Source organism: Sphingobium sp. TB-6, assembly GCF_012927365.1.
Classification (GTDB): domain Bacteria; phylum Pseudomonadota; class Alphaproteobacteria; order Sphingomonadales; family Sphingomonadaceae; genus Sphingobium.
On sequence record NZ_JABBGL010000001.1, the window covers coordinates 366574 to 383772 of the forward strand.

12 protein-coding genes are annotated in these 17199 nt (G+C 61.7%); 8 read left to right on the plus strand and 4 right to left on the minus strand.

The genetic code is table 11. The features are described from left to right. The first annotated feature begins 94 nt into the window (after nt 1-94). Nucleotides 95-844 (plus strand): SDR family oxidoreductase, encoded by a 750-nt coding sequence (locus HHL26_RS01595; RefSeq protein WP_066563952.1) that lies wholly within the window; start codon nt 95-97, stop codon nt 842-844. 133 nt (nt 845-977) lie between these two features. Here the strand turns inward: HHL26_RS01595 and HHL26_RS01600 are convergent, their stop codons facing one another. The 3 genes from HHL26_RS01600 to HHL26_RS01610 all read right to left on the minus strand — a co-directional run bounded on the left by HHL26_RS01600 (nt 978) and on the right by HHL26_RS01610 (nt 5094). Next, complete coding sequence (locus HHL26_RS01600; protein WP_066563132.1) at nt 978-2468, minus strand: aldehyde dehydrogenase family protein; 1491 nt, start codon at nt 2466-2468, stop codon at nt 978-980. Further along, a complete protein-coding gene (locus HHL26_RS01605; protein ID WP_102999818.1) occupies nt 2465-4087 on the minus strand; it encodes a GMC family oxidoreductase N-terminal domain-containing protein in 1623 nt (540 codons plus the stop codon). Before HHL26_RS01605 ends, HHL26_RS01600 begins: the two co-directional genes overlap by 4 nt. A gap of 95 nt (nt 4088-4182) precedes the next feature. Continuing rightward, a complete protein-coding gene (locus HHL26_RS01610; protein ID WP_066563942.1) occupies nt 4183-5094 on the minus strand; it encodes an SMP-30/gluconolactonase/LRE family protein in 912 nt (303 codons plus the stop codon). Between the two features lie 350 nt (nt 5095-5444). Here HHL26_RS01610 and HHL26_RS01615 point away from each other — a divergent pair, with 350 nt between their 5' ends. From HHL26_RS01615 to HHL26_RS01640, 6 genes are all read left to right on the plus strand, one after another. Then, nucleotides 5445-7820 (plus strand): TonB-dependent receptor, encoded by a 2376-nt coding sequence (locus HHL26_RS01615; protein WP_066563130.1) that lies wholly within the window; start codon nt 5445-5447, stop codon nt 7818-7820. Nucleotides 7821-7940: 120 nt separating this feature from the next. Next, nucleotides 7941-9335, plus strand: coding sequence for a phosphotransferase (locus HHL26_RS01620; protein ID WP_169575790.1), 1395 nt, complete (start codon nt 7941-7943; stop codon nt 9333-9335). A 268-nt stretch (nt 9336-9603) separates the two neighbouring features. Continuing rightward, nucleotides 9604-12036 carry a TonB-dependent receptor gene (locus HHL26_RS01625; protein WP_066563126.1) on the plus strand — a complete coding sequence of 811 codons (2433 nt, stop codon included), beginning with the start codon at nt 9604-9606 and terminating at the stop codon, nt 12034-12036. 191 nt (nt 12037-12227) lie between these two features. Continuing rightward, nucleotides 12228-12485 (plus strand): hypothetical protein, encoded by a 258-nt coding sequence (locus HHL26_RS01630; RefSeq protein WP_066563125.1) that lies wholly within the window; start codon nt 12228-12230, stop codon nt 12483-12485. Nucleotides 12486-12839: 354 nt separating this feature from the next. Next, entirely contained in the window at nt 12840-14138 is a 1299-nt protein-coding gene (locus HHL26_RS01635; protein WP_240962269.1) for an MFS transporter, read from the plus strand. An 84-nt stretch (nt 14139-14222) separates the two neighbouring features. Then, nucleotides 14223-15110 carry an AraC family transcriptional regulator gene (locus HHL26_RS01640; protein ID WP_066563124.1) on the plus strand — a complete coding sequence of 296 codons (888 nt, stop codon included), beginning with the start codon at nt 14223-14225 and terminating at the stop codon, nt 15108-15110. Nucleotides 15111-15124: 14 nt separating this feature from the next. On the opposite strand, the gene HHL26_RS01645 is transcribed toward HHL26_RS01640, so the two are convergent. Continuing rightward, the gene (locus HHL26_RS01645) at nt 15125-15526 is read right to left on the minus strand and encodes a nuclear transport factor 2 family protein (RefSeq protein ID WP_066563122.1); all 402 of its coding nucleotides are present in this window, start codon (nt 15524-15526) and stop codon (nt 15125-15127) included. Between the two features lie 256 nt (nt 15527-15782). Between HHL26_RS01645 and HHL26_RS01650 the strand changes: the two genes are divergently transcribed. Continuing rightward, nucleotides 15783-17198: a hypothetical protein gene (locus HHL26_RS01650; protein ID WP_169575791.1), complete on the plus strand. Its 1416-nt coding sequence runs from the start codon at nt 15783-15785 to the stop codon at nt 17196-17198. Nucleotide 17199 lies beyond the last annotated feature (1 nt).

A 17199-nucleotide genomic window follows, 5' to 3' on the forward strand; every position in this document is an offset into this window, starting at 1 on the left:
GAAAGGTTGGCCGCGTCGTAATCACCGATATGACAGGCGTTCAGCGCGGCATCTTTTGATCCCGCCGCCGCCCCGTTTGGGAAAGACTATGCGGATGGACTTTGCAGGCAAGGTCGTACTGGTCACCGGCGCCGGGTCGGGCCTGGGCCGGGCGGCGAGTCTCGCCTTTGCTCGGGAAGGCGCGGCACTGTGCCTTGTCGGGCGCAGCCGGGCCAAGCTGGAAGAGACCGGGCGGTTGATCCGCGACGCGGGTGGCCGATGTGTCGAACTGGCTTGCGATCTTGGCGAGCCGCGTGGCTGTAGGGAGGCGATCGAAGCGGCGATGACGGCGTTCGGCCGGCTGGACGTGCTGTGCAATATCGCCGCCGATGTCATGTTTCACCGCTTGTTGGACATCAAGGAAGAGGAATGGCACCGGACCATCGCCTCGAACCTGTCCGGTCCCTTCTTTCTCATGCAGGCGGCCATGCCGCACCTGATCGAGAGCAAGGGCAATATCGTCTGTGTGGCCTCGACCGCCGGTTTCATGGGGCAGGCCTATCTGGCGCCTTATACCGCCTCCAAATTCGGACTGGTCGGTCTGACGCTGTCGCTCGCGATGGAGATGATGGACAGTCCCGTGCGGATCAACGTCCTCTCGCCCGGCCCGATGCGGACGGAAATGACGCAGGGCATGTCCTTCCCCGATTTCGCCGATCCCCGGCTGCTCGCGCGCTACACGGGCATGCGCCCGCCCTGTCCGCCCGAGGATGTGGCCGAACCGCTTCTGTTCCTTGCGTCCGATCGCGCGCGTCATGTGCATGGCGCCTGCTGGGCGGTCGACGGCGGCATTACCGCCGGCTAGAGCGTTTTCGAAGCGGGTGGAAACGCCAGTTCGGCCAAGCCAATCACCTGCTGGCTCGGAAAACGCGTCAAATCAAAAGACTAGAGCAATCGAGCCGATGCAATCGGATCGGAATCTGCTCTAGGCAGCTTCTCTATCCTCCGATGGGATAGAAGACCGACTTCTGATTTTGATATTCGTGCAGCCAGTCCGGACCATATTCCCGTCCGATGCCGGAGCGCTTGTAGCCGCCGATTGGCGCATAGGTCATCCGCCCGGTCCCGCCATTGAGCATGACGCTGCCCGCGCGGATCTGCATCGCCATCTCATAGCCCTTGGCGGCGTCGGCGGTTTCGATGCCGCCATTCAGGCCATAGCGGGAATCGTTGGCGATGCGGATCGCCTCTTCGTCGCTATCGAAACCGATGATGCAGCCGACCGGACCGAACACCTCTTCCTGGGCAATCGTCATGCTGTTGTCGACATCGTCGAAGATCGTGATGTCCGTGAAGAAACCCTTGTCGAGGCCCGCCGGACGCCCGCCGCCATGCACGATCCGCGCCCCTTCGTCGCGGCCGATGGCGATCAGCCTTTCGACCTTTTCCCGCTGGGATTCGCGGATCAGCGGCCCCATCGCCACGCCGGGATCGGCAGGATCGCCGATCCTGAACTGGCTGGCGATGGCGCAGGCGGTTTCGACGAACGCCTTCCTGATGCTGTTATGGACGACGAGGCGCGTGAGCAGGGCGCAACCCTGGCCCGCATTGACCGAGAGTACCGCGACCGCCATGCCCGCGGCGCGGGCGACGTCGGCATCCTGACGGACGATCAGCGCGGACTTGCCGCCCAGTTCGAGGTGCACGCGCTTCAATGTCGGTGCGGCTTGCGCCATGATCGCGGCGCCCACCCCTTCGGAACCCGTGAAGGTAACAAGGTCGACGCACGGATCGCTGGTCAGGGTCGTGCCGACCTCCGGTCCACCGGTCACGATGTTCAGCACGCCTTTGGGCAGGCCGATCTCTTCGGCAATCTCCCCGAACAGCAGCGCGGAAAAGGGTGTGAAGGGCGACGGCTTCAGCACCATCGTATTGCCGGCGAGCAACGCGGGCACGATCTTCGCCAGATTGATGAGGAAAGGGAAATTATAGCCGGTGATGGCTGCGACGACGCCCACCGGCTCGCGCACCACGGTGGTCCCGCCTATTTTCTTCGGCCCGTCGGGGTTGAAGGGATCGGGGGTGATGTCGATGGGCAGGCGGACGCTGTCGTCGCGCGTCGAATGTTCGACGGCGGCCAGCAAATGGTCGAGCGGATTGGCGACCTGCATGCCCTGGGTGATGCCCTGCGAACAGCCGACTTCCGCGACGATCAGCGCCGCGATCTGCTGCCTGCGGGCATCCAGGGCGGCATGCATCCGGCGCAGGTACGTGGCGCGCTCGGACATGGCCATGCGCGGCCAGATGCCCGTGTCGAACGCATCGCGCGCGGCCGCGATCGCGGCCTGCACGGCGGCGGCATTGCCCACCGGCGCGCGACCGATGACCGCTTCGGTGGCGGGGTTGATGATAGCGTCGCGTTCGCTCCCGCTATCGACCCAGGCGCCATCGATATACAGCTTGTCGAATGCGGTGAAAGACACGGTCATAGGGCAGGGTCCTGACTGGGCCGCAGGATCATGTCCGCGGCGTTGAGCGCGATGGCCATGGCCGGCGCATTGGTATTGCCCGACACGATGGTCGGCATGATGGAGGTATCGACCACGCGCAGGCCGGTGACGCCGCGCACGCGAAGTTGCGGGTCGACGACGGAGGCTTCATCCGCGCCCATGCGGCACGTCCCGCAAATGTGGAAGGATGTGCCGCCAAGCGCCATGGCGTTGGCAAGAATGTTCTCGTCCGCCTCTATACCGACGGTCTTTCCTGTTTCCTCGACGATCCAGTCTTTCAGCGCGGGTTGTTGCGCAAGGCAGCGGAGCCAGCGAAACAGGGCGACGAAATGGCTCCGGTCGGCATCGGTGGCCAGATGATTGGCGTCGATGACCGGCGGGACATCCGGATCGGCCGAGCTTATCCTGACATGGCCCTGGCTGTCGGGCCGCATATAATAGGCGATGACGGTCATGCCGGGATAGGGGTCGAGCGCCACCGCCCCCTTGTCGTCCGTGTGAAAGGAATAGAGGCCCAGGCCGACCTGCGCGTCGGGCCGGTCGAGCGTGGCATCGGTCTTGACGAAGCCGCCCACCTCATGCGCCGCATGGGTCAGCGGACCTTTCGATCCGAAAGCATAGCGCAAAGCCGACATGATGAGGCCCAGGCCGGACAGTTTCTGGTTCAGGCTGTTCCTCCGAACCCTGTAGGTAAAGCCCAGATAGCGATGTTCGCGAAGGTTGGCGCCGACGCCGGGCGCATCGACGACGATCGGGATGCCGAGCGATTCAAGCAGGGCGCGGGGACCGATGCCCGACAATTGCAGCAGCTTGGGGCTCTGCACCGCGCCTGCGGAGAGGATGATCTCCTGCCGTGCCGCGACCTCATGCACGCCATCCTTGTTGCGCAGCAGGATGCCGCTCGCCCGCTGCCCGTCGAACAGGATGCGCAGGACGTCGGTACGCGGCACGACGTCCAGATTCGGCCGGCCTCGCACGGGCTTGAGAAAGGCGCGGGAAGCGGAGAAGCGCTTGCCGCGATAGGTAGATGTCGGCTGATAGGCCATGCCGCCCTCGGACACGGCCGGCATGTCGTTCATGTCATCCACCCGTTGCGTCCCGGCCTGCTCGGCGGCGGTCAGGAACGCTTCGCAAAGCGGGTCGCCGGAAGGGTGGACGCTGATCTTGAGCGGGCCGCCGGCGCCGCGCCACGCCTTGGCGCCCAGCACATGGTCCTCCAGCGTCACGAAATGCTGGCCCATCCTCTGCCAGCCCCAGCCGGTGCAGCCTGCCGCTTCCCAGCCGTCGTAATCGGCCGGAGCGCCCCGCACATAGACCATGCCGTTAATCGAACTGGACCCGCCCACCGCGCGGCCCTTCAGCCATATTTCCTGGGGTGCGTTCCCGCCGGGCGAAACGGCGTAATCCCAGACATGGGGATTGCCCGGCGCCAGCAGCTTGCCGATGCCGCGGGGCATGGCGATCAACGGGCTGCTGTCGTCCGGTCCCGCCTCCACCAGCAGAACCCTGACGGTCGGGTCGGCCGACAGACGATTGGCCAGCACGCAGCCGGAAGAACCCGCTCCCACGATGATATAGTCATAGCAATCAGCCGGCATGTTCGCTCTTTTCTCAGGCATGTCGCGATGAAACAGCAATGCGGGCCCTGGCTGACCTGCCAGACGGCAGGGCGGCGCTGTTCGACCTGAGCAGGTCAGCCGAATGCCAGGGGCAGGCCGGGCACGTCCCAGTCGAAACATATGACCTTGCCGGAACTGCCCAGCGTGACGAAGGCCACGCGCCCGTCCGCGCCGCCAAAGCAGATATTGGTCGTCAGAAAGTCGCCCGTTTCGATCTGCTCGGGCGTTCCGCCTTCCGGCGGGAAGATCAGTATCGCGCCCTCGCCGGGCGAGGCGCAGCAGATGCGTCCGGCGCTGTCCACGGCCAGACTGTCGAGATATTGACCGGGGCCGGCCCGGCCGACGATGCTGTGCCCGTCCGGGGAGGGCGACGCCGATTTATCGATCACGCCGGGCGCCGACAACCGATAGCGCAGCAGATGCGCCTCATAGGTGAGGGCGACGTAGAGAGTGCGTCCATCGGGCGAGAGGCCGACGCCATTCGCCCCGTCCAATGGTCCGGCGGCCAGCCGAATCTCCGACCCGTCCGCCCTGGCATAATAAAGCCCGCCCCGCATTCGCGCCGCGCCGCGATCCCTACCGAAATCGGTGAACCAGAAGCCCCCCTCTGCATCGAAGACAAGATCATTCGGTCCCCAGAAGGGCGTTGCTTCGGTGGATGCGTATAAGGTTTCGAAGGCGCCGCTGGCCGGATCGACGACCTGGATCATGCCGGGCGGCGTATCGAGAGGCGCCTCGATCGGCAGAAGCCCGCCATCTGGCAGGGTCATTTTGCCGAAGCCACCATTGTTGCAGACATAGATGCGCCCGTCAGGACCGATCGCCGCGCCATTGGGACCGCCGCCCAGATCGGCCATAGTGGTGCGCGCGCCGTCCGGGCCAAGGCGGGACAGGCGGCCGCCGAGCACCTCCACCAATATGAGGCTACCATCGGGCTGCGCGATCGGTCCCTCTGGCATCAGCAGTCCGCTTGCAAAACAGGTCATCTCGTCCTTTCCCATTAGGGGCCGACGGCATCTGCGGACCGTGCGCCGCCCTCAAATCTGGTGGATATCGGCATGATCGGACATCGGACCCACCTTTCGACAGGTAATTGAAGGCGCGAATTGGCGTCATATCCGCCGCACACCCGATCCATGGGGAAAATGCCGAGAGGATAGCGACGTGGCTCGCAGGCAGATTTGCATAGGCGACAATCCGGAAAGTGCGGTCGGCGACGGGAACTGACCGGCGGCAGGCGGCAACGACCATGCTGCCAACCTACAGAGGCGGAAGGCCGGCAACAGACCGGCTCTCAATCAGAACGGTCATCCTTTGACCATCAGGGAGAAGAAGAATGAAGGGAATACGGGGTTTCATACTGCCATTGGGCCTGTTGCTGACGACGTCGCAGACGGCATTGGCGCAGTCGTCCACCGCTGCGCCGCAGGAGGGCGCTACCAGCGACATCGTGGTGACCGCGCGCCGCACCGCCGAGAATATTCAGGAGACGCCGGTTTCCGTCGTGGCTTTCGGGGCGGATTCGCTGCGGCAGGCCAATATCCGCGATACGCAGGATCTGCTGATCAAGACGCCGGGCGTTTTCCTGGCCGGGTCGGGCGGGCGCGAAAACACCAATTTCTCCATCCGGGGTCAGTCCAAGGCGCTGGCCGGCAACAGCGCGCCGGGCGTCATCAGCTATTTCGCCGAAGTGCCTTCCCCCACCACAGGTTCCAGCATCCCGACCTACGACCTGTCCTCGGTTCAGGTGCTCAAGGGGCCGCAGGGGACATTGTTTGGCCGCAACACGACCGGCGGCGCGATCCTCTATTATCCGACCGCGCCGGACTATAAGCTGGGGGGATATGCCAAGGCGTCCTACGGCAATTACGACGCCCGGCTGCTGGAAGCCGCACTCAATATACCCCTGACATCGGATACGCTGGCCATCCGCATCGCCGGTCAGATCCAGAAACGCGACGGCTGGACCAGGAATATCGGTATCGGCGGCGACCCCGACGATCTCAACTCGCGTGCGATCCGCGGATCGATCCTGTTCGAGCCGAGCGCCGCGTTCCGCAACACGGTCATTGTCGACTATTATCACAATGAAGCGGTCGGCGGCGCGTCCGTGCTGACCGATGTGCTGCCCGGTCCCAACGGGCTGACGGCGACGGGCACGGCCAATGCAGCGCTGGTCCAGTTGGCGTTGCAGCGCGCACGCGGTCCGCGCGTGATCAATTCGGACGTCGATGCGTTCGAAAGGGTCAAGCGTTTTGGTATTACCAATCGGACTGAATTCGATCTGTCCGACGACATCACTTTCCTCAATATCTTCGGCTATCGGCGCACCAAGATCGACTATTATTCCAGTGTCGACGGATTGCCGACATTGATCGCCGACGGCAGCGGCGCGATCCCCGCCGGGCTTCCGGTGACAATCGTCGGCGGCCGTCAGACATCCGATGTTCGGCAGCTCAGCGACGAAGTGCAGGTGAAGGGATCGGCACTCGGCAATCGCCTCGACTGGCTGGTCGGCGCCTTCTACCTTGACAGCAAGCCGCTCGGGCCGTCGGGCACCTATATTCCCGTCTTCATCCTGCCCGGTATTACCGATGCGCGCTTCAACTACAGTTTCTACAGCGAAAAGAGCCGGGCGCTGTTCGGCAATGTCAATTATGAGATCGCGGACGGGCTGCACGTCAATCTGGGCGTGCGCCACACCTGGGACAAGATCGAGGCCTGCGTCGGCGGCGGCCTTAATAACCAGCCCGTCGTTTCGCCCGAAGAATGCGCGGACGGGGCGGCAACTATCCGCAATTCGAGCGTCAACAAAACCTCGTCCAAGGCGCTGACCTGGCAGCTGGGCGTCGACTGGAAGGCGTCGGATGCGATCTTCCTCTATGCGGTCACCCGCCGGGGCTATCGCGCGGGCGGAATCAACAGTCCCACGCTGGCCGGCAGGCTGGCGCCGTTCCAGTCCTTCGCACCGGAAAAGGTGACGGATGTGGAGGTCGGTATCCGCTCCGACTTCACCATGGGCGACGTCAAGCTCCAGTTCAACGCGTCGCCTTTTGTCGGCTGGTATAATAATGTGCAGGTGCCGATTTCCGGCCTCAATACGCAGGCAAGTTGCAGCACGACGGCCGCCGGTGGCACGAACCCGCCAAAATCACCGGACGGCGATTGCGACGCCAGCAACGATCCGAGCGGCGGGACGCTGCTCGTCAATGCCGGCAAAACCCGTGTCGCGGGCATTGACCTTTCGACCCGGATTCAGCCGACGTCGACATTGTCATTCGACGCGGGGGCGACCTTCCTCGACCTCAAGTCGCGGTCGCTGACGGTGCCTGCCGCACTGCAATCCTATCTCGCAGCGCTCAAGGTGCCGTTCAATCTGGTCGCGAAGACGACGGTGACCGCCGGGCTGCGCTGGACGCTGCCCGTACCGCGCTCGCTTGCGGAAACGGTGGTCAGCATGGACTATTACCATTCGAGTAAAGTCCGCTCCTCCGATCAGGTTCTGCCCGCCTATGATCTGGTCAACGGACGGCTGGACCTGAACGGCGTGGGCGGCAGCAATGCCGACATCAGCTTTTTCGTGCGCAACCTGTTCGACAAGAAATATCTGGCTTCGAGCAATGTCGGATCAGCGGCGCTTGGCATATTCAGCGGGTTTTATGGAGCCCCGCGCACCTATGGCGTGGAGGTTCGCTATCGGTTCGGCGACTGACCGCAAGAGTTGAGGACGGTGCGTCAGTCTCGTCCTGTCCGCAAAGGCCAGCGCGGCCCAACGAAGGCGGATGACGCACCGGCCATAATGGACAGGGCAGGATTATGGGGAGGACCGTCGATGGCGCAGACCGAAGCCGATCAGGATCAGGCCGAAAGCCGCGAACAGCTCAGCCGATGGCTTGAGGATGTGCTGGGCTGTTCTGAGGTCATGCTGGAAAAGCAACGGCGCTGGCGTCCGGTCTGGCGCGCCAGCGTGCAGCAGAATGGTGTGAAGCGCGACTTTCTGCTCAAGGGCGACCGTACCTGGCCGACCCATCCCTATCCGCTCGATTATGAAATGCGCATGCAGCGGGCGCTGCATGAAAATGGCGTCCCCATTCCCGCCATATTGGGCATGTGCGACCAGCCCAACACCATCGTGATGGAATGGATAGAAGGTGGGCGGGACCCCGGCCTGGTTCAGCAGGCGATCGAAAGCGCATCGGTCATGACCGACGATCGGTGGGCCGCATCCCTGCGCTATATGGAGATATTGGCGGACATACATCGTCTTCCAAGTCGCCCCTTCGTCGAAGGGGGAGCCCATTTGCCGCAGGGGCCGCGCGAGATTGCCCTGCACAATTTCGAGCGCTTTCATGCCATGACGGCAGAGCAGGGCATCACCGATCCGCTGCTGGAATTTTGCGCAGGCTGGCTGCGCCGTAATTATCCCCGGCATCGGGAATCCATTTCCTTCGTCACGGGCGATTGCGGCCAGTTCCTTTCGGACGGCGCCCAGGTCACCGGCATATTGGATGTGGAAATCGGTCATCTGGGCGATCCCATGCGCGATCTCGCCTGCTTCCGGGGACGCCATCCGATCGAGAATATGGGCGACGTCGCCGCATTGTTCCATCACTATGAACGCGCGATCGGCGTGCCGCTCGATTATGACGCAATCGCTTATCACACCGTCTCTTTCCTGGCCGAAGCCATTTATGGTCCCCTGTTCGGGCTTCATGAAACGGGACGCGGCGGCGACTGGGTCGAGGCGGCGGTGCAGGTTCCGATGATCGGACGGCGCTGCATGGAGGCTTTGGCCGAGATATTGGGCATGACGCTCGATGACATCGCGCTCCCGCCGCCCGCCGCCATCGACCAGAACGATCTGGCGCTCCAGAAATTGCAGGCGGAAATCGAGCGCCTGCCGGAAAGCGGATCGTTACAGGGTTGGCAACGTAACATTCTCGCATCCATACCGCACTATCTCCGGGATCAGCTGCGCTATCGGGACTGGCTGCGGGACGAGGATGGCAAGGATATCGAGGCGCTGCTCGGTGCAGCCTATGCCGATCCGGTCGAGGGTGAGGCCGCATTGATGCGCTTCATCGAAAAGAGCAAGCCAGCCGATGATATCGCCCTGACGCGTTTCTTCCACCGAAGGACGCTGCGGCATTGTCTGGTCATCGCGGGGCCTGGCGCGCCCGCCGATCATCTGGTTCTGGTGCCCATGGAGCCGCTGCGGCGGGATTAGGCGTGTGGGTATTGAATATGCCCGCATGGGCGTCTGGCCAGCCCGAGGGATGGTACCTATCCGACGATATGTGCTTCGTCCCGCAGATTGAGCGATCAGGGAGTAGCTGGTCTGGGCAATCAGTATATGCTTGCCCAATCAGTATCTACGGATCGTGCCAAGATAAAATATTATCTGAAAATATAATAAGATAAAAATATATCATTTCGGTCAATAAATAGAAACAGGTCGTCATAAATTAAATATAGTCACCACAGGAGGGGATGAAATGGGTAAGATATTCCGGGTAATCCTTATGACCGGCGCCGCGTGGAGCGCGTGCGGTGTTGCTATAAGCCAGGCGGCAGAAGCGGTCGAGCAAAGCTCCAGTGGCGGCGACAATAACGCGGTGCGCGATATCATCGTGACGGCGCGCCGGACTTCGGAGAATCTTCAAACAGTTCCCGTGGCCGTCACGGCGCTTGATCCGACCGCCCTGCTTGAACGCCAGATTGTCGAAGTGGCGGATGTAGGCCGGGCCGCGCCGGGTTTGTCTGTTCAGTCGGGCGGCACCGGGAACGCGTCCCTCATATATCTCGCCATCCGGGGTAACGCTCAGAACAGTCCCAATTCATTTTCCGATCCTGCGGTCGGCATCTATGTCGACGGCGTTTATTATGGACGACCCATTGCCGGCAATCTGGGTCTTCTCGACCTGGCGTCCGTCGAAGTCCTGCGCGGTACCCAGGGAACATTGTTCGGACGCAATACGACAGGCGGCGCCCTGAACATGACGACCGTTCAGCCGGACGGCCATTTCGGCGGCTATATTACCGGTCGTGTCGGCAATTATGAAAGCTGGTCGATCGAATCCGCGCTGACTTTGCCGATCGCCGGCGACGAATTGTCGTTACGTCTGGCGGGGCGCTATGGTGAGCGGGGCAGAGGCTTTGGCCCGAACCCCATCAGGGGGGTCGATGCGGCGCGTATCGATCATGACATCGCGGCCCGCGCCACGCTGAACTGGGAACCTTCGGCGGTCCCGCTGACGGTCTCCCTGTCGGCCGACTGGGCTGACATCAAGGATACTTACAATAATGTCGCTCTGCGTGGTATCAATCCGACAGGTCCGGGCCTCGCTCTTTATTCCCATCAATTTGACCTCGCCAGCTTCCTGCAAACCCAAAGTCGTTTCTACACAACCTATAATGACCCCAACACGGGTAATCCCAACATCGATACGCCCTTCAATTACAACAAGACATGGGGCCTTCGTGCGACGATAGAATATGATCTGGGGGATTTTAAGGTAAAATCGATAACGGCCTATCGAGAGGCGGAAACCGGGGACGGCACCGATCTGGACGGTACGCCCGCCAAGATCGCGTCCTATGCCAGCGACTATTCCCAGAAACAGCGCAGTGAGGAACTTCAATTCTCGGGTACGTTGGGGAAATTGGAATTCATTCTTGGTGCATTCTATTTCAAGGAAACGGGCGACGAACAATCGCAGTCCCTCGTCTTCCAGGACACCGATTTCGGTTTCAACCTTGCGCCCGCCAACACCAATCTTGCTACTTATAAATCAGAGTCCAAGGCATTGTTCGCTCAGGCCAATTACAATCTGACCGAACGGTTGCGGGTGACGGGCGGATTTCGCTATACGTGGGACAAACGCTCTATCAACCGCATGGGCTATATTGGCGGGATACCAGGCTTTTCCGGTTCGTTCGTGTCGAACGGCAGGTTGATCACGCTTCCGCCGACGGGTCTGTGCGCCGTGGGCACCAACGCCAATCTCGTCCCGCCCGGCCCCAATTGTACGGACCCCGTGACCGCCAAATTTGATTATCCCGCATGGCTGGTCAGCATCGACTATGAACTGGGGAATGGCAAATTCGTCTATGCGAAGACGGGCGGTGCCGCATTGGCTGGCGGGCTTAATTCACGGCCGACTCCGCCCGACGCCAGTTCCTTTGCGCCGGAAAAGGTCAAGGATGCCGAAATCGGGTTCAAGGGCGACTTTCTCGACAGGCATTTGCGGACCAACCTGGCAGGCTTCTATATCTGGCGGAACGGTGCGCAGAATATCGTCAATGCTCTTGTCGGCGGCAATCTGACGCAGTTTGTTCAGAATGCGGGCGATGTGAGAGCTTATGGCGTCGAGTTCGAAGGCACGCTCATTCCGTGGCAGGGTATGGAAGTCAGTGGCGCCATATCCTGGCTGAAGGCGAAATATGCTGCGGGATCATTCACCGCGGCGGGGCTGGGGGGCACGGTTGATCGAAGCGGTGAAATTGTTCCGCGCGCGCCCAGATGGACCTGGAACGTCGGCGCCACACAGCGCATTCCAGTCAGAGGCGGCGAAATCGCCTTGCATGCCGACTATGCCTATACCTCAGCCGTCTATCAGGATTATGCCACCGCTGATCTGACGGCTCCGGCGCTTAACGACGGTGTCAACGACGCCGCAGAGCGCGCGGCGGCTGTCAGCTTTATCAACACGCAGAACAGCTTCAGCCGGCTCAAGGCCTATGGCGTGCTGAACGGCAGTATCAGCTTCAAGCTCGACGGCGGCATGGAGTTCACCTTGTGGGGACGGAATTTGACTCAGGAGAAATATTACAACGCCATCTTCAACGGTTATGGCACGTTCGGCACCGCGATCGGGTTTACTGCGGCGCCGCGCACTTGGGGGGCAACGGTCTCTTACCGCTTTTGACATAAGTGCGTCGATCAGGTGCGGCGGCGATGTCCGCTTCACCTGATCGCTATGATCCGGTCATCCCGATTTACACGCGAGGGCGAACCCTATCTTTCGTCGGGGGCCTAACGGCTCCTCTTCTGCGTAACTGCTGAATCAATTCATGAAAGCATAATTGTTCCGTCATTTTAACAATCCAGGATCGTGGAATGGATGTCAATCAATCGGTCGATAATGGAGACAAGGCTTTGATTATATTGCAAAGTCTTATCTTCTATTTGCGGGAAAAAAACATTCTTTCGCGGTGTGATATTGAGGAATTGTGCGAGCGAGTGGAATCTCGTTCCTTTATCGAAAAGGAATTCCCCTGTGATCGAGGACAGGCGGTGGCGGCCGCGAAGGAAATGCGCGATCTGAATGAATATTGCGGAAAACGATATGGCGGGAAGCGGCGTCGCTGCCTATGAGGGCTAGCTCGACAAACTCTTGATCCGGCCGTGTCGCACAGAGCGTGGATGAAAGGTCGAAGTTGTTGGCAAGTGTTGGCGATACTCGGAGAATTTCGATATTTCGCCGATGGCTTTTCTGCAACCTTGCGGAAGATCCGGGCAGTAGGCATTTTCCGGACGAATATGTCCATTACGCGATATTTGTCTTGCCGGCGATAGCCGTGACGAGGGAATGCGACGCGGCATTGACATAGTCCTCAGGAAGGTCGTTATAACGGATTTGGACGAGTGATGCACAATCCTTCATCCATGGATGCTACGCAGCGGGCGACGCCCTATGAAATGTCGTTTCCGGCGAGCAGGCGATCGGTATTGTCGTGGACAATTGTCGCGCTGTTTCTCCTGAATTGTCTCAATTATATTGATCGCCTGCTGTTTTCGGTCGCGCAGGAAATGATCAAGGTCGACCTTCACCTCAGCGATTTTCAACTGGGCCTGATCGGCGGACCGGCTTTCGCCATACTCTATACGCTTTTCAGCTTCCCGATCGCGCGGGCGGCCGACCGTGGCCGACGGGTCGGAATCATTGCCTTTTCGCTGATGCTGTGGAGCGTCATGACGGCCTTTTGCGGGATAGCGGCCAATTTCCTCCAGATGCTTGTCGGGAGAGCAGCGGTCAGCATCGGGGAAGCGGGATGCACACCAGCGTCCCATTCTCTGATTTCCGATGCATTTCCCGCACGGCGCCGGACGACTGTCATTGCCATTTTCGGGGTGGCCGGCCCGGTCGGAGCCATTGTCGCCGCAGTGGCAGGGGGTGCCCTTATCGCTGCCTTTGGCTGGCGCACGGCCTTCCTCCTCTGCGGAATGGCCGGCATAGTCCTCGCTCTGCTGTTCCGTGCCACTGTGCCGGAACCCCAGCGGAGCCAGCCCGGGCCCTCTCACTCGGCGTCTTTCATCGATACGGTCCGCCAGTTGCTCGTCCGGCGCAGCTTTGCCCTCGTGGCGGTCGCGGGCGGCATTGCCGGGATCGGCAGCTATGCCAACCAGCAATATATGGTGTCCTTCCTCATGCGCGGACATGGCCTGTCCCTGGCAACCGCGTCGCTGCTGATGGGGCTGGTGATCGGGGGCGTGGGCATTGTCTTCACGCTTATCGGCGGACCGTTGATGGATTTCGGAGGGCGGCGCTATCCACGGATCAAGGCGTGGCTGCCGTCCGTCGGCTTGCTCTGGTGCGGGTCGCTCTATGCCGTCGCCTTTCAGCTGCCGACGGTCGGTCTTGCCGTCGCGCTGATGGTGTTCGCCTCGATGGGGCAGCATTTCTACATGCCCGCCATGTATGCGCACGGGCAGGACGTCGCGCCCCCGCATATGCGGGCCATGGCGTCGGCCATCATCATCGCCACAAGTTCGCTGTTGGGCTATGGTCTGGGGCCGCCGCTGATCGGCCTTGTCAGCGACATATTGGGGGAAGCCGCACGGGTGTCCGCGGGCCTCAGCCTCGCCGACTGCGTGAAGCGGCCGGTCGAGGCCTGTGAGGCCGCCAGCGCGCAGGGATTGCGCTTGTCGCTCAGCTTCGGATCCTGCTTCTTCATCCTTGCCGCCGGCCTGTTCGCGCTGACGAGCCGATGGATGATCGCCGATGTGAACGATCATGATCAACCCTGACTTGCCATCCGCGGCCAATTGGCAAATAATAGCCCGGCCCTTCCAGGTCGGGAACAGACTCGACTGATGGCAAGGAGGTTGAGGATGCAGAACGCAATCGGCACTGATCTGCCCCTGTGCGCGCCGCGTACGGCATCGCATTTCCATGTCGAACGACAGGTTCACGCCAACGGAATTTTTGCGGATATCCGGCACTTCGGCTGGACCCAGAGCAGCCGCGCGGTTTACCAGCCCGATTCCTATTATCTGGACTTTTCCATCGGCCCGCGCTGTACCAATTCGCGCTTTTTCAGCGCCGACCGCCGGCTCGCCGACCCGCCGGGCGATATTGTTTTCCTGCCCAAGGGCGGCGCATTTTCGGCGTTGAGCGAACCGGGCGAACACAGCCTGCTGTGCCTGACATTTGAAAATGAACGGGCGATGCAGCTGTTCGAGGATGACAGTCTGGCTGATCTGACGCCCTGCCACGATGTGCAGATCGGTCGGGTGCGTCAGGGGCTTGCGCGCCTGCTGGAAGAGTTGCGCAACCCCAGTTTCGGACAGAATATAGTGCTGGAGAGCATGGCTTTGTTGCTGGTCGTCGAACTGTGCCGGCATTTCCGGCAGGCTCCGGAGGACGACCGTAGCGGCCATGGACAAATGCCGGGCTGGCGGTTGCGCCGGATCAAGGACAGGATCGAAGCCGAACTGTCAGGCGATCTGTCGGTCGCGGATCTGGCGGCGGAAATTCGCACCAGCCCCCGGCACCTGATCCGGACGTTCAAAGCGACCACCGGCACTACCCTGTCCGACTATATCGCTGGCCGCAGGATCGCCCATGCGCAGCAACAGCTTGCGCGGGACGGTGTGCTGATCAAGGTGATTGCCGGCAATTGCGGCTTCCAGAGCGCCGCAGCCTTTTCCGCCGCTTTCCGCAAGGCCACCGGCATGACGCCGCGCGAATTTCGGGAAGAACGCGGCGCCGGTCGATAGGCTGCTTTCGCCGTTCAGCCCGTCAACATGGTTGCGGTCAATCTGGCGATCCTCCAGCGTCCGTCGCCTCTGCCCAGTGCGCCCTGATAATTGGCGAACATGATGACCCGGCCGCCATCGTTCCAGTCCGTCACGAGGCCGGAGGCGCCGACATGGGCGGCGTCATCGGATGGGCCTGCGTCGATCATGATGTCGGTGATCTGGTGACGCCATTTGCCGCCGCTCCTTTCCGCGAGCATCGCCGGCATTCCGCCCAGTTGTCCCGCACCCCGGAGGGTCATCTGGCCGACAATCTCGAAGCAGCCATCCTCCGCGAAGAGGTTCACCCATTCGGCCGCCCTGCCGCTATCCACATATTGGCAATAGCGCGCGAACAGATCGTAAATGTTCAGCCGGTCCTTTACGCTCAGTCCCATCGGTTCATCCTCCTTGTCTGCATAGAGATGGCATTGGCCGCAGGCCCCGCCTTTCGCCGGAGCCGAGCGTCCACGTCCCCTGCACCATGCTGCGGCCGCGATGGCAGTGCAATGCCGCGGCGGCCGTGCCGGCCCGAACCCATGCGCTTCATGTCCGCCTGACGATGTTTGGGCGTTCCGGCTGTAGGCATCGGCATTGCGGGGATCGCGCTGTCGCCGCCACAATCCGTCTCCGACAGAAAGGCGGATTCTCTCCATGACCAGCTATCTCGATCGACTGATCGCCGATCCCACCAGTTTCCACGACGCGCCCTATGCGCAGGCCTTCACGCTCAGCCGCGACGAGATCGACAGGCTGCATCTGGAAGGCGCGCGCAAACGCTTTGCCGAACTTCGTCCTGGCCTGTCGGTGCTGGACAAGCTGGCGCGCGAGCAGGGCATCGAGACGATCGAGACGATCAACGATCTGGCGCCGCTGCTGTTTCCGCACACCGTCTACAAATCCTATCCGATCAGCTATCTGGAGCGCAGCCGCTTCGACAAGCTGACCAAATGGGTCGCGGGCCTGACGACCAGCGACATTTCCCATGTCGATGCCAGCGGGATCGAGACGATCGACGACTGGATCGACCTGCTCGACGCGGAAACCGATCTTACTATCCAGCATACGTCGGGCACGACCGGCAAGCTGAGCTTTGTCCCCCGCACCAAGAAACAGTGGCGCGAAACCATCGTCCATTCGGCGGTCATTATCCGCGACTGGTGGCCGGGTCGCGGCCCGGACATATTGAAGGACGGGATGCCGATCATCATTCCGGGCTATCGCTATGGCGCCGCCGCGATGCAGCGCGGTAACGGCATCCAGGTCGATCTTTATGCCAAGGGCGAGGAAAACACCCTGTTCCTCTACCCCGACGCCCGCTTCAGCGCGGACATCGCCTCGCTGGGCGGCCGCCTGCGTGCGGCGGAGGCACGGGGTGAGGCCGGCATGATCGACATTCCGCCGGTCCTGCTGGAACGGCGGGAGGCCCTGCTGGAACTGGAGCGCCGCCGGCCCGACGACCTCAAGCATTTCTTCAGCGAGGCGCAGCGGCGCTTCGGCGGGCGCGACGTCTATGTGACGGCGATGTGGGCGATCCTCTACGATTGGGCGGAGGAGGGGCTGAAGCGTGGCCTCAAGAACGTCTTCGGCAAGGGCAGCGTGCTGCTGACCGGCGGCGGCAAGAAGGGCAAGGAACTGCCCGACGACTGGCGCGAGCGCGTACTCGAGTTTCTGGGTTTCGATACCATCTATGAAATGTACGCCACGTCCGAACAGATGGGTCTGTCGATGATGTGCGAGCATGGCCATTATCACATCCCGCCGATCCAGATTCCGTTCCTGCTCGATCCGGCGACCGGCAAGCCCTTGCCGCGCAAGGACGGCCTGACCGGCCGCTTCGCCTCGTTCGACCTGATGCCCAACACCTATTGGGCCGGGCTGGTGACGGGGGATGAGATCACGCTGGCGGGCTGGGAAAAGCCCTGCGCCTGTGGCCGCACCGGGCCGCACGTCATTCCGCCGGTACGCCGCTACAGCGAGAAGGAAGGCGGCGATGACCGCATCGTCTGCGCCGGCGCCCCCGAAGCGCATGATCGCGCCCTCGAATTTCTTGCCGAACTGTCGATGTGAG

Bases quoted from the DNA above. Each gene is read 5' to 3' on its own strand.
- HHL26_RS01625 (WP_066563126.1), top strand. From the start codon at position 9,604: ATGGGTAAGATATTCCGGGTAATCCTTATGACCGGCGCCGCGTGGAGC.
- HHL26_RS01595 (WP_066563952.1), top strand. From the start codon at position 95: ATGGACTTTGCAGGCAAGGTCGTACTGGTCACCGGCGCCGGGTCGGGC.
- HHL26_RS01630 (WP_066563125.1), top strand. From the start codon at position 12,228: ATGGATGTCAATCAATCGGTCGATAATGGAGACAAGGCTTTGATTATA.
- HHL26_RS01620 (WP_169575790.1), top strand. From the start codon at position 7,941: ATGGCGCAGACCGAAGCCGATCAGGATCAGGCCGAAAGCCGCGAACAG.
- HHL26_RS01605 (WP_102999818.1), bottom strand. From the start codon at position 4,087: ATGCCGGCTGATTGCTATGACTATATCATCGTGGGAGCGGGTTCTTCC.
- HHL26_RS01610 (WP_066563942.1), bottom strand. From the start codon at position 5,094: ATGACCTGTTTTGCAAGCGGACTGCTGATGCCAGAGGGACCGATCGCG.
- HHL26_RS01600 (WP_066563132.1), bottom strand. From the start codon at position 2,468: ATGACCGTGTCTTTCACCGCATTCGACAAGCTGTATATCGATGGCGCC.
- HHL26_RS01650 (WP_169575791.1), top strand. From the start codon at position 15,783: ATGACCAGCTATCTCGATCGACTGATCGCCGATCCCACCAGTTTCCAC.
- HHL26_RS01640 (WP_066563124.1), top strand. From the start codon at position 14,223: ATGCAGAACGCAATCGGCACTGATCTGCCCCTGTGCGCGCCGCGTACG.
- HHL26_RS01645 (WP_066563122.1), bottom strand. From the start codon at position 15,526: ATGGGACTGAGCGTAAAGGACCGGCTGAACATTTACGATCTGTTCGCG.
- HHL26_RS01615 (WP_066563130.1), top strand. From the start codon at position 5,445: ATGAAGGGAATACGGGGTTTCATACTGCCATTGGGCCTGTTGCTGACG.